Consider the following 12393-nt stretch of genomic DNA (forward strand, 5'->3'; position numbering starts at 1 on the left):
AACCATCCATCTAGCCAACACAAAAAACAACCTTAATAAAGTACTGGCAAATTAGCCATTTCTTACTAAATCTGAAAAAGATACCCAATTTATCTATTCGTATCCATCTCGCCCATGAAAACTCAGGCAGCCAAATGGCTGCCTGAGTTCCCTTTTTTGAATACTGTTGGTCATTATTCCGTTGATTACTAGAGGCTTCCAACGGCGATTATTTCCATAGAGATGCCTTGTTGATCAGCGACAACGCCTCCGGCCATCAGGGAATCCTATTTGGCCCTCCACCTCTGACGATAGTGTCCTCCTGGAAATTTGCATTCAGCATCACCCTTTCGTTTCGGTATCCGCCGTTATTCAAATACCAATCCGGATACGATTCTCCTCCGGATACGACCCATTCAAAAAATCGGGTATATCCTTTGGTGATCGGAACTTTGTTTACCATGTAGGGAATACTTACCGGTACGTTCATTGCCCAGGGCAACCCATTTTCTTTGCTCCGGTAATAGCTACTCGGACCAGAAGTACTTCCATCTTCTTTGGTACCAAAAATCGATTCATCTGCATGACGAGTTGGCTTCATTCCGGGCAAGTGTACTTCCACTCCTCTTTTTTGATTCACGATCAAAAAGGGATTAAAATTATCCATTCCCAGTTCGCTCAACTTTGTTGGGCCCGCATCCGTGGCCTTACCCTCTTCCTTCAAGCGGATCACGATCGTCTGCAACTCCGGTTTTTGGAGCTTAAAATCCGGATCGGTATTGATCCCCAAAGCCCCTCCACCTGGGTGGGTAAGAAAATGCGATACCCTATCGAAAGGAATAATTGTGGCAAATTCATTGTCCAGTTCCAGTCCTTTTTCGTCGATTTTATGGATACTTTCCGGGCTGGCTTTGGTTCCGCTTACCTTGATTACCTTTCTGGGCGACAAGCCTGCAAATTCAATCCCAAAACCGTTGGTGAAACCCGCACCAGCAGCCCTTGGTGACAATTCGATGATGATTTCTACCACGTCTCCCGCTGCGTCCGTAACGCGGTTTAGTCGATAATCTACCACCAAATCATTGAAATCGTAGTCGCCAGTGGCTGGCCATAAGTCCTCAAACATCAGGGTACCGTATCCGGTGGCCGGCAAGAAATTATCAAACGCACGGTACCGATCTTCGGGATAGGCATCTTCCGAATCGGCTACGCCATCATTGTCCGCGTCCGCTTTTTCACTTTTGGGAAAACAATCGTCTGACGGGTCGGCGCTGTAGCTTCCCGGAATAACAAAATCATCCATGCCGATGCGTGCCATGCCACCGGAGCCCACCAAACTAAACATGATCTTCACCGTGCTTCCCACCAGCTCCTCGGGTACCGCTATGGCTACCTCGTGGACTTCTGTCTGTTTGTTAATCGGATTTGGGAAATCGAATACATCAAACCTGGTAACGTCACCCTCTCCGGTACTCTCGTTTTCAGCGTCAAATTCAATATACTGTAGCACGATGCTGCGGTTACCCCCTGCATTTCCGTCCAGCCTGGTTTTGAAACTTATTTTTCCTGCCTCCATGGTAATCCAGGGTGTTTTTACCCAGGTGGCAGTCGTTGATTGGTTCGTAACCTGATTTGATCGCAAGCTGTAATCGCCCGAAATCATGGTTTGATTGTGATTACTTACCGTCACTGCCCCCATGGACCAGCAGGCAGCGACGTACTTATTGCGACTACCTAACTCTGCATCATTGGTAACGGTATTTTCCTGGGCTATAAGGGAAAAGCTGATAACTCCCATTAAATAGCTGAATATCAATAGTTTTTTCATTACTCTTATCGTTAAAAATTAAAATACTTCCTCACGTTTATTGCTGTACCTGGCAAACAACCAATCAAGGCTCCAGGTCTTCGTCACCCATGTCTACAATAAAATCAAAGGCCACCCGATTGTCTACAATCTCTCTCTCTTGTTCGATTGCCCCGTATTTCATGGTGACGGCTGTTACATGCGAAGGTAGATCAAATGTCATCTCGAAATCCTCACTCATTGCCTGCGCACCGGCAAAGAATTCATCCCCAGTTTCGGTTTCCAGCGTTAGTTTCCGGTTGACGGCCACGTCTACATCCAGACCTTCAACCGTTACCGTGATTTTGTCACTGGTTTTCCAATCAAAAACTGCGGTAGCCTGCAATTCCTCAATGTTTTCCGTCTGAGTCGAAGGCTGTTGCTCCAGGGGCTCTTCTACGCAGGAGAAAAGTAACAGTGCGGGGAGAACTATCCAGGCACCAATCCCGGCTTCAAAATTTTTCTTGCTGTTTTTCATTTTTCGGTCGATTAAAAGTTTTGTTCCAAAACGGAACCGTTCTATTAGCTGTTTATTTACTCCTACGAAATTCCGAAAATAAAACTGCATCCGGGAGTTTTTTCGATGAACCCGCCCAATTGGGCGACAAAATGGTCCGTAGAAGGGTCTAACTTTTCTTTATCCTATTGAATTCCAGCACTAAAAATAAAACCGAAGTTAGTAGCTTGAAAGATTTTTTAAATTTATTTACCGATTTTGTAGTACAAAATTTTTTTTATTATTTAAGAACCAAATTATTCTATATGTATTTTTTCAAATCGCGTATTCTGAAGGTCATGGTCAATTTTTTGCAATTCCAGATTCGGTGAGCAAACGATACCAAGGATTACCCCATTTTTGCACCGATTTTAGGGTGGATTTTTCCAAAAAAAACCACCCAACGCCGCCCGTACAAAAATTACGGAGCCTGCCAGCCGCCCCACCAAATTCGCAAAAAATAAATAGTATATTTGCCTGTTAAATGAAACAAACACCATGAAAAAAAGGAGTATAACAAAGATAATCATCGCATTCATAGGAATGCTATCTTGGATAGCCTGCGAGTCCCCCAAACAGGAAAAGGCACCCGTAGATCCGTATGCGGTAACTACCGAAAAACTCACCATCAAGGTTGATACCTTATACGAAGGATTTGAACACCCTTGGGGAATGACCTGGCTTTCAGACGGCAGGATGTTGGTCACCGAAAGAAAAGGGGAAATCCTGATATTTAAAGACGATCAATATACCGGCGAAAAATTAGCCGGAGTGCCGGCCGTTCATGAAGTGAATCAAGCCGGTTTGCTGGACATCCAAACCCATCCCGATCATGCCGCTAATGGTTGGATTTATTTCTCCTACGCCAAACCGGTTGATGGAGGCGGTGCCACGGCAATCATGCGTGCAAAAGTGGAAGGAAACAGCCTCACAGAAAAAGAAGACCTGATCGTCACCACTCCGGCAGTAGAGGGAGGCAGGCATTTTGGAAGCCGTATCATCTTCGATAAGGACAATTACCTGTATTTCAGTAATGGCGAACGGGGAAGCAACCCCGAGAATGCCCAATCGCTAAAAAATTCCCATGGCAAAATCCACCGCATTCACGACGACGGAAGGATTCCTTCGGATAATCCCTTCGTAAACGAGCCCGATGCCATTCCCTCCATTTGGACCTACGGCAACCGAAATCCGCAGGGACTGGTCTATGACCGGGCAAACGACCGGATCTACGGCATCGAACACGGTCCGAAGGGCGGAGACGAGATCAACCTGATCAAAAAAGGAAACAATTATGGATGGCCGGAAATTACCTACGGCATTGATTACGATGACAGCATCATTACCGAGGACACGGTAAAAACAGGCATGGAGCAGCCCATTCACTTTTGGCGACCTTCCATCGCCCCTTGCGGATCCACGCTGGTTACCTCGGATCGCTACCCTTCCTGGAAAGGGAACTTGCTCGTAGGTGCACTTGCCAAACAGCACATTGCCCGGGTCACCCTTGATGGGAGCTCTTATGCCGGTGAGGAAAAACTTTTACAAGATATCGGTCGGGTCAGGCATGTGGCCCAAAGTCCGGACGGATACATTTACGCCATCACGGAAGGTACCGGATTTCTGATCAAGCTGATCCCACAGGAATAACCTAAAAAACCCCCGCTAGAAGCTTTTCCAGCGGGGGTTTTTAGTTTTTTTCGACTAAAAGGTAAATCGAATGGACAGGGCCACTTCGTCCCCCCAAAAACCGCCACCATTGATGATATTAAAGGCCGGTTTATAGTCCAGCGATAGGTTAATCGGTGCGTCTACAAATTTGTAATCCAAGCCGATAATCCCATCAATACCCACAATGGTGGATCCTCTGTACCCGGGGTCTGCCCAGGGTGGATTGGAATTGCCGCTATTCCAGCTGCCGATATGGGCTCCTCCGCCGTAAAACCACCGCAGTCCCCGGACCTCCCGGATATCTTTATGTACTTCGTAAAGTCCGGTAATCACCAGTCCTCTCCATCGGGTGTGAAGGATTCCCTCGAGCGCTACGTCCGATTGGATAAAATGCTTCACGGTTAGCCCGTTACTGACTCCTGCCCGCAAGCCTATCCCGGTAGCATAGGTCTGCGCCTGACTCTCGTTCAGGAAACTGAGTCCCAGAAACAAGACAATTAGTACGCTTAATGATGTCTTTACCATACAACTGTTGTTTAGATATACTATTTATTAAAAATAACACTTCCGTGCGGAAACACACAGGCATCCAAAGCCACGTCGTGTTCTGCTACCGGAATCGATTTCACCGTATCGAAATAAGATAGCCCCACTTTGAGCACTTTCGGCCGCAATTGCCCAAAGAAACGGTCGTAAAAGCCCATGCCATACCCTAACCTATTTCCTGCATCATCTACTCCCAACAGTGGCACGAAAACCAAATCAATGCTTTCGTTGGAAGCGTAGATAGGCTTTTTGGGAATGGGAATACCCATACCGTCTTCGATAAAGACGGTATCTTTGGTAATCTTTACCGTTTGGAGCTTATGCCCAAGCCGGTCGGTAATGGAACCATACACTTCGTATCCCGCACCAAATAAGGATGGCAATAATAATACCGTATTGATCTCGTAAAGCTTTTTGATGGGTAAAAAAAGGTGAATGTGTCGAATAGCGCGATATGCATTCAAAAACCGCATGCTTTCGGAAGCTATTTTTTCCGAGCGAATAGACCGCTCTTTTTCGCTGAGCGCTTTTCTATCTTCCTTGAACTTTTTCCTGAGTATTTCCTTCGCCTCCATTCTCCCACAAAATTACAAAATTAAAATCCAAGGGATCAAACTGACCGAATAGCTCGTTTATAAAATTCGGATTTGCCAGGTAATATTCGAGAAAATTCACCCGCCTTTCCTGCAAGGTTCCGTTTGGAAAAAGGAAGTCCTTGACTTCGTGCAGCTGACGGATGGCATCTCCCTGCTTTCTTTCTTCTGCTTTTCTAAATTTCACGGCTACCTGGTTGAGAATTTTTTCACTACGGGTAAAGGCCGCTTTTACCGCCTGCCCCAGGCTAGGGTCCAACCCGAATCCCCTGTTTTCGAGGGTACCAAACAATTGATTCAATTGCTCCCTTTCCCTTTGCAGGGAGACGTCCTCCGATGCGTTCTTTAGGGTATAGTCGATTCTCAAGCGATCTACATGCTGGAAAAGCTCCTCAGGTTTCAGTCCCAGTTTGTCAATTTTGCGCCCAATTTGTCTGGGAACGATCATGGCAAAGTTTCGCGGAAGAAGAAACGGAAAATCCACCGTATAGTGATCAAATACCCTTTTCAATTGAAACCAATAGGCCACCTCGGCAGGGCCTCCCAGGTAGGCCAGGTTGGGAAGTATTACTTCCTGGTACAGGGGCCGCATGACCACATTGGGGCTAAATCGCTCCGGATGCGTATCCAGCAAGGCCTCCATTTCTGCGTAGCTCCATTCGTTTTTGCCATCTTGCGTCCGAAACCGGCCGTTTTGTAGCACCAGGCGGTCCCTGCGCCCGGGCTCCATGTAAAAAAAGTTGATCTCTCGGGGAAAAACCTGGGTCTTGTACCCGGCTTCCTCCAGGGCTCGGTTGCTTTCATTTACCAACCCATTGGCTTCCTGGGAAAAAACATCTGTTTTGATTTGGGGCAAAAACGAACGTTTGAGCCCGGGATGATTCGCATCCAGGATCACCAACCCTTTATCTGCGAATAAATGGTGCACGTATTTCCTAACGGCCTCTTTGAGCTGCGTGCTGGAAATATAGGCCTCTTTGAAAAATTCGGGCAGGAAGTCCCATTCCTTCACCAATGCCTTCAGGGAATCGTCTAGCAAAAATTCCCCCACCGGACCGGTTTGATCGCTGTCCCAGGCATACCGCTTCCCATCAAAATGAAAATGATTGATCTCGGCAAAATCGTGGTCTTCCGTGGCCATCCAATACAGGGGAACAATTTGGTAATCCGGGTAGGCTTTCTGAATTTTCTCCGCTAAAAGGACCGTAGAAACAATTTTATAGATAAAAAAGGACGGCCCGGTCATGAAGTTAAGCTGGTGTCCCGTTGTCACAGTAAAGGTCCGAGGCTCCCTCAGTCTTTTGATATTCTGGGCCACCGGAGAATCCTCATAGCCTGCATACTGTTCCTCCAATGCCTCCACCAATAGCTCCCGACGGGTTTCCGGAAAGGATTTGTTTTCCAAAACCCGGCCAAATCGGCCAATTTCCGGAAATTCCTGATAAAATTGCGTGAGTGCCTCCTCTTTTTTAATGTAGTCTAAAAACAGCGCTGAAAATAAGCCCGTACAGGCAGGGTCTACAGTGGATTTTATCATAAAAGGTGCAATTTTATCGTATTTCCGGCAGTAATGGTGGTTAAAAACCTGCGTATAAACGTTAAAGTTCAACAATTTTATCGATTTATCAGAAATGGTGCGATACATTTTTGCGAAAATTATATAACAGGTAGACCGGGAATTCCGGGTACCTTTGGGAAACGATTGAATCATGAGCAAGACCATTGAAGTTCCGGTATCGGGTATGAGTTGTGCGGCCTGCGCGGTGAGCGTGGAGACCCTGCTGAAAGAAACACCGGGCGTGCAATCGGCCAGCGTAAACTATGCCACGCAGGCGGCCACGCTCGTTTTTGATGAAGCGGTCACCGATTTGAATCAAGCCCGGGAAAAAATCCATTCCGTTGGATACGAACTACTGCTCGACCAACAGGAAAAAGACAGCCTGGCTGAAATCCAGCACTCGGCCTATAAAAAACTACGAAGGAATACCATCGCCTCGGGAATACTTGCGCTGCCTGTGTTCCTTATCGGCATGTTTTGGATGGATTTACCCTATGGGAACTACATTTCCTGGATCCTGACCACTCCGATACTTTTCATCTTTGGCCGAAAGTTTTTTACCAATGCGTTGAAGCAGACCCGACTCGGAAAAGCCAACATGGACACTCTGGTGGCCTTGAGCACCGGAATTGCCTACCTGTACAGCATGTTTACCACCCTTTTCCCCGAATGGTTGGAAGCCCGCGGAATCAGTGCCCATGTTTATTTCGAAACGGCGGCTGTCATCGTCTTCTTTATATTACTGGGTCGCATGTTGGAATCCGGGGCAAAGGCCGGTACCTCCGAGGCCTTGCGTAAATTAATCGGCTTGCAACCGGACAGTCTGACTGTCATCCGGGATGGAAAAGAATACACACTGCCGGTGGGATCGGTTGTAACCGGCGAAAGAATCGTTATCAAACCCGGACAACGACTGCCACTCGATGGACTCGTGGAACAGGGGAGTTCATACGTAGACGAGAGTTCGCTCACGGGAGAGCCCATACCGGTCGCAAAAAATCCGGGTGATACGGTCTACGCGGGTACCATTAACCAGAAGGGTAGTTTTACGTTTACTGCCACTGCAGCTGCCGCTGACACCCTCCTCGCAAACATTATCTCCCGGGTTAAGCAGGCACAGGGATCAAAGGCACCCATACAGAAAACCGTGGATCGGGTAACGGCTGTGTTTGTTCCCGTCGTGCTTGGTCTGGCTTTTGTGACCTTCCTTGCCTGGTCCTTTAGCGGAATCGATGAGGCCCTGCTCCGGGGAATGCTTTCTGCAATAACCGTTTTGGTAATTGCCTGCCCCTGTGCACTTGGCCTCGCAACCCCTACTGCCATCATGGTGGGAATGGGCAAAGCCGCCTCCCTGGGTATTTTGATAAAGGATGCAGAAAGTCTGGAAAGAGGGAAGCGCACGGACACCCTTATCCTTGACAAAACCGGCACCATCACGGAGGGCAAGCCGAAAGTAAGCGCGGTGGAATGGCGAGACGGGATGGATGCAAGCGCATTGATGCCCATTTTTCAGGCACTGGAAGCAAAAAGTGAACACCCCCTCGCCACGGCCATCGCGCAACATTTCAGCCCTTCTGAACAGCCCTTGCCATTGACCGATTTCCAGTCCGAAACCGGAAAAGGAGTCATGGCACGCTTCGAAGGTAAATCCTACCGGATAGGCACGCTTCGATGGCTAACTACCTGCGGAGTGGATACAGCGGGTAAGCTGATAGCGTCCGGAGAAAACGCGTTGGAGCAGGGGAATATCCTGGTATACATGGCAGTAGATCACCGCCTGGCCGGCTGGGTTGCCATTTCCGACCAGATCAGGAAAGATTCAAAAGCCGCGATCTCCACCCTTCGCCAAATGGGCATTGCGGTACACATGCTTACCGGAGATCAGGAAAAAACAGCGACCGCTGTGGCAACTGCTGTAGGTATACAGCACGTAAAAAGCGGCATGTTGCCCCAAGACAAGGGCGCCTACCTGCAGCAACTTCAACAAAAAGGGCATACGGTAGCCATGGTGGGCGACGGAATCAACGACAGCGAAGCACTGGTGTTGGCAGACCTTAGCATCGCCATGGGCGCAGGAACTGACATTGCGATGGAAACCGCCAAGGTTACGTTAATGCATTCCTCCTTAAAAGCCGTTCCCCAGTTGCTAAAACTCAGTACCCAAACGGTACGCACGATACGCCAAAATCTCTTTTGGGCGTTTATTTATAACATCATCGGGATACCCATCGCCGCGGGCGTGTTGTATCCCGTATCGGGTTTTTTGCTCAACCCGATGATCGCCGGTGCAGCCATGGCGCTTAGTTCGGTATCGGTGGTGAGCAACAGCCTTCGGCTGAAATTTACGAAAACAAACGATTAGTCATGTCTAACGAAACTTCCATGAAATTCAAGACCACCATTAAATGTGGCGCCTGTGTGGCCGCTGTAACTCCGGCACTAAACGAACTGGTTCCCAATGCCTGGGAGGTAGATCTTAGCTCCCCCGATAGAATCCTGACCATACATCAGCCTGTAGATCCGGAAAGCGTAAAAGCCGCTTTGGAAAAATCCGGATACAGGGGCGAATCAATTTAAGGGAACAGGCTACGGATGGGACAAAATTTTCTTACTTTTGGTCCTATTCTATGATGAATTATACTGCATTTACTTTAGACAACGGCCTTCAGGTAGTGGTCCATGAAGATCATACCTCCGAAATGGCCGTTGTCAACGTGCTCTACAAGGTAGGCTCCCGAAACGAAACCCCCGGAAAAACCGGTTTGGCACATTACTTCGAACACCTGATGTTTTCCGGTTCCCGGCATGTTCCTGCGTTTGACAGTGCCCTGGAGCGGGTGGGGGGATCCAGCAATGCCTTTACGAACACCGATATAACCAATTACTACATCTCTCTTCCCGCTGCAAATCTGGAGACTGCCCTTTGGCTGGAGTCGGATCGCATGCTGCACCTGAGTTTAAATGAGCAGCAAATCCACACCCAAAAACAGGTGGTAATCGAGGAATTCAAGCAGCGCTACCTCAACCAACCCTATGGGGACGCCATGCACCATGTGCGTAGCCTTGCTTTTGAAAAGCATCCCTATCGCTGGCCGACCATCGGGGAACATATTGAGGACATCGAGCGATTCGAGAAAGCAGACCTGACTAACTTCTACCGGCAACATTATTCCCCCGACAATGCCGTATTGTGCATTGCCGGCAAGGTCAGGGCGGAGGAAGTCAAAGACAAAGTCAACCACTGGTTTGGGGAAATACCTCGGGGTCCGCTGCCCATTCCAAGACCCGTGACCGAACCCGCCCAACTGGAAAAACGGACCATGCGGGTAGCTGCCGACGTCCCCACGGACGCGCTGTATAAGGTGTTCCGGATCCCCGGCAGACTGCACGAAGCCTACCTTGCCTGCGATCTCATTACCGACATTTTGAGCGTGGGTAGGTCCTCCGTGTTGGAACAAAAACTGATAAAGAACGGATCTGTATTTGCCAGTTGCCAGGCCTATGTTTTAGGAAATGTAGATCCCGGGCTCCTGGTTTTTACCGGGAAGATGGAAAAAGGCATCCCTGCCGAGAAGGCAGAAGAGGAATTGGACAAAGTCATCAACCGCTTCAAACAAGATATCTTTCCCCGCAACCTACTCCAAAAGATAAAGAACCAGGCAGAAGCCATGGAAACCTTTGAATCCGTTTCTTTGCTGGGTAGGGCCATGAAGCTGGCCTATTACGCGTACCTGGGGAACCCTGCCTTGATTCAGGCGGAATTTGATCGGAAATTATCCATTTCTGCAGAAGAAATCATGGATGCTTCCCGCACCTACCTGAGTGAAGATTCGGCCTCGGTAGTGTATTACACGCAGAAAAACTGACAGCTAGGTAGTAAATAAAATTGATTATGACTGATTTCAGAATAGGGTTTGGGTACGATGTGCATCAGCTCAAAGAAAACGTTGATTTTTGGCTAGGTGGCATTAAAATCCCACACCACAGCGGCGCGGTCGGCCATTCGGATGCCGACGTTTTGATCCACGTGATTTGCGATGCCTTATTGGGAGCAGCCAACCTCCGGGATATCGGCTACCATTTTTCCGATCAGGACCCGCAATACAAAGGGATTGACAGCAAACTCCTACTCAAAGAGGTACTGGTGCTGTTGGAAAAAAGCGGCTACGTCTTGGGCAACCTGGATGCCACTATCTGCCTGCAACAACCAAAAATCAACCCGCATATACCTGCCATGAAAGCATGCCTTGCGGAAGTCATGCAGGTAGCAGAAGGCCAGATTTCCATCAAAGCGACAACCACGGAAACCTTGGGCTTCGTCGGCCGGCAAGAGGGTGTATCGGCCTACTGCGTGGCATTGATCCAACGAAAAAACCTTCCCAACTCATGAACAAGCAGGAACCCAGAATCATTACCACGGAAGACGGGTCCCACTCGGTATACCTTCCGGAGCTGAACGAAAGCTACCATTCCTCCCACGGAGCCTACCGGGAATCCATTCATGTATTTCTCCTGTACGGATTGGAGGCCTGGTATGCCCGCAATCGGGGAAAATTTCCCATTCGGATATTTGAAGTCGGTTTTGGAACAGGTCTCAACGCCTGGCTCACACTGATCTGGGCGGAGCAAAATCAAGTACCGGTATTGTACCATACCATCGAGCCGCATCCCCTTTCCGAGAAAATCTACGAGGCCTTGAATTTTACGCAGATGGATGAGACCCTTACCCATTACAATGGCTATTTTAAACGCTTGCACAAAATGGATTGGGATATTGGGAAACCTCTGACGGACTATTTTAATATCAAGAAAGAAAAAATCACCCTGCAGGACGTACAGCTCTATCCCACCGATATCGTTTATTTTGACGCGTTTTCCCCAAAAAAACAACCCGAACTCTGGGAAAAACCGCTTCTGGAAAAAATTGAAACCAGCATGAATCCGGGCGCCAACTTTGTCACCTACTGCGCCGCAGGCCACCTCAAGAAAAACCTCTTGTCGCTGGACCTGACGCTGGATGACGTTCCCGGCCCCCCGGGAAAAAAAGAAATGACCCGGGCATGGAAAAAAAGCTGAGGCGGACGTTGCTCTTCATCGCGTTGGCATGCGGGACAGGCCTGTATACTGCTTGCTCCAAAAAAAATGAGCGCTCGTACCGGAACCAGGAAGTAGCAGATGAAGTCACCGGGCAAGCGGCCGAGGTTGCCGAACAATCCGGATGGTTTGACAAGACCGAAGGAGACAGTACCTGGCAAACGTACTGGCAAAATGGAAAACGCTATTACGAGAGTATATGGGCTTTGGACAAACGCGTCGGCAATAAATTCTTTCCAAAAATTCAGGATGCCTTTCTATTTGAAGATAAATTCTACTTAAAAGCAACGTTCCCGGTAGCCTATGCCGGTGAAATACAATTCACCTTTCCGGAATACCCGGACTACACCCTCAACCGGATTGGTGAACAGGCCTTTCAGGTGGTTATTAACGATGCTTTGGATTTAAACCGGGTTGTATTCTCTCTGGAATACCTTCCTTCGGAAAACGACAGCCTGGAGCCCACCCGCTATTCGTTCACGCACGTGGTTTTTCAAGAATAAAAAAGGGACCAAAAAAATCCATTCATCTCCTCCCGCATTACCGGGGGATTTTTGGAGTAGCTTTTCGTTTCGAGACCCAATACCGACCGGCCTCACCCGGCCATCTG

General features: G+C 48.4%; 12 protein-coding genes. 7 read left to right on the plus strand and 5 right to left on the minus strand.

What is annotated here, in order from left to right:
• Nucleotides 1–256: 256 nt before the first annotated feature.
• Together GCU44_RS05950 and GCU44_RS05955 are read right to left on the minus strand one after the other, a co-directional pair.
• Entirely contained in the window at nucleotides 257–1807 is a 1551-nt protein-coding gene (locus GCU44_RS05950) for an LruC domain-containing protein (protein ID WP_154855073.1), read from the minus strand.
• Nucleotides 1808–1871: 64 nt separating this feature from the next.
• Nucleotides 1872–2303, minus strand: coding sequence for a hypothetical protein (locus GCU44_RS05955; RefSeq protein ID WP_154855075.1), 432 nt, complete (start codon nucleotides 2301–2303; stop codon nucleotides 1872–1874).
• A gap of 561 nt (nucleotides 2304–2864) precedes the next feature.
• Here GCU44_RS05955 and GCU44_RS05960 point away from each other — a divergent pair.
• Nucleotides 2865–3971 (plus strand): PQQ-dependent sugar dehydrogenase, encoded by a 1107-nt coding sequence (locus GCU44_RS05960; protein WP_241684855.1) that lies wholly within the window; start codon nucleotides 2865–2867, stop codon nucleotides 3969–3971.
• A 54-nt stretch (nucleotides 3972–4025) separates the two neighbouring features.
• On the opposite strand, the gene GCU44_RS05965 is transcribed toward GCU44_RS05960, so the two are convergent.
• The 3 genes from GCU44_RS05965 to bshC are packed head-to-tail and all read right to left on the minus strand — an operon-like array spanning nucleotide 4026 to nucleotide 6668.
• On the minus strand, nucleotides 4026–4517 hold the full coding sequence (locus GCU44_RS05965; RefSeq protein WP_092171517.1) for a hypothetical protein: 492 nt from the start codon (nucleotides 4515–4517) through the stop codon (nucleotides 4026–4028).
• Nucleotides 4518–4537: 20 nt separating this feature from the next.
• Nucleotides 4538–5113, minus strand: a complete 576-nt coding sequence (locus tag GCU44_RS05970) for a 5-formyltetrahydrofolate cyclo-ligase (protein ID WP_154855079.1) — start codon at nucleotides 5111–5113, stop codon at nucleotides 4538–4540.
• Nucleotides 5070–6668: a bacillithiol biosynthesis cysteine-adding enzyme BshC gene (gene bshC / locus GCU44_RS05975; protein ID WP_154855081.1), complete on the minus strand. Its 1599-nt coding sequence runs from the start codon at nucleotides 6666–6668 to the stop codon at nucleotides 5070–5072. The genes GCU44_RS05970 and bshC overlap by 44 nt, the downstream gene beginning before the upstream one ends.
• A 172-nt stretch (nucleotides 6669–6840) precedes the next feature.
• Between bshC and GCU44_RS05980 the strand changes: the two genes are divergently transcribed.
• From GCU44_RS05980 to GCU44_RS06005, 6 genes are read left to right on the plus strand one after another with little or no spacing between them, the layout of a single operon-like run.
• Nucleotides 6841–9051 carry a heavy metal translocating P-type ATPase gene (locus GCU44_RS05980; RefSeq protein WP_154855083.1) on the plus strand — a complete coding sequence of 737 codons (2211 nt, stop codon included), beginning with the start codon at nucleotides 6841–6843 and terminating at the stop codon, nucleotides 9049–9051.
• A gap of 2 nt (nucleotides 9052–9053) precedes the next feature.
• Complete coding sequence (locus GCU44_RS05985; protein WP_174238235.1) at nucleotides 9054–9266, plus strand: heavy-metal-associated domain-containing protein; 213 nt, start codon at nucleotides 9054–9056, stop codon at nucleotides 9264–9266.
• 50 nt (nucleotides 9267–9316) lie between these two features.
• A complete protein-coding gene (locus GCU44_RS05990) occupies nucleotides 9317–10555 on the plus strand; it encodes a M16 family metallopeptidase (protein ID WP_154855085.1) in 1239 nt (412 codons plus the stop codon).
• 26 nt (nucleotides 10556–10581) lie between these two features.
• On the plus strand, nucleotides 10582–11079 hold the full coding sequence (gene ispF, locus GCU44_RS05995; protein WP_092171504.1) for a 2-C-methyl-D-erythritol 2,4-cyclodiphosphate synthase: 498 nt from the start codon (nucleotides 10582–10584) through the stop codon (nucleotides 11077–11079).
• Complete coding sequence (gene mnmD, locus GCU44_RS06000) at nucleotides 11076–11765, plus strand: tRNA (5-methylaminomethyl-2-thiouridine)(34)-methyltransferase MnmD (RefSeq protein WP_154855087.1); 690 nt, start codon at nucleotides 11076–11078, stop codon at nucleotides 11763–11765. The genes ispF and mnmD overlap by 4 nt, the downstream gene beginning before the upstream one ends.
• Nucleotides 11750–12286, plus strand: coding sequence for a hypothetical protein (locus GCU44_RS06005; protein WP_154855089.1), 537 nt, complete (start codon nucleotides 11750–11752; stop codon nucleotides 12284–12286). Before mnmD ends, GCU44_RS06005 begins: the two co-directional genes overlap by 16 nt.
• Nucleotides 12287–12393 lie beyond the last annotated feature (107 nt).

The sequence above is a fragment of the Cyclobacterium xiamenense genome (assembly GCF_009467825.1).
Lineage (GTDB): Bacteria > Bacteroidota > Bacteroidia > Cytophagales > Cyclobacteriaceae > Cyclobacterium > Cyclobacterium xiamenense.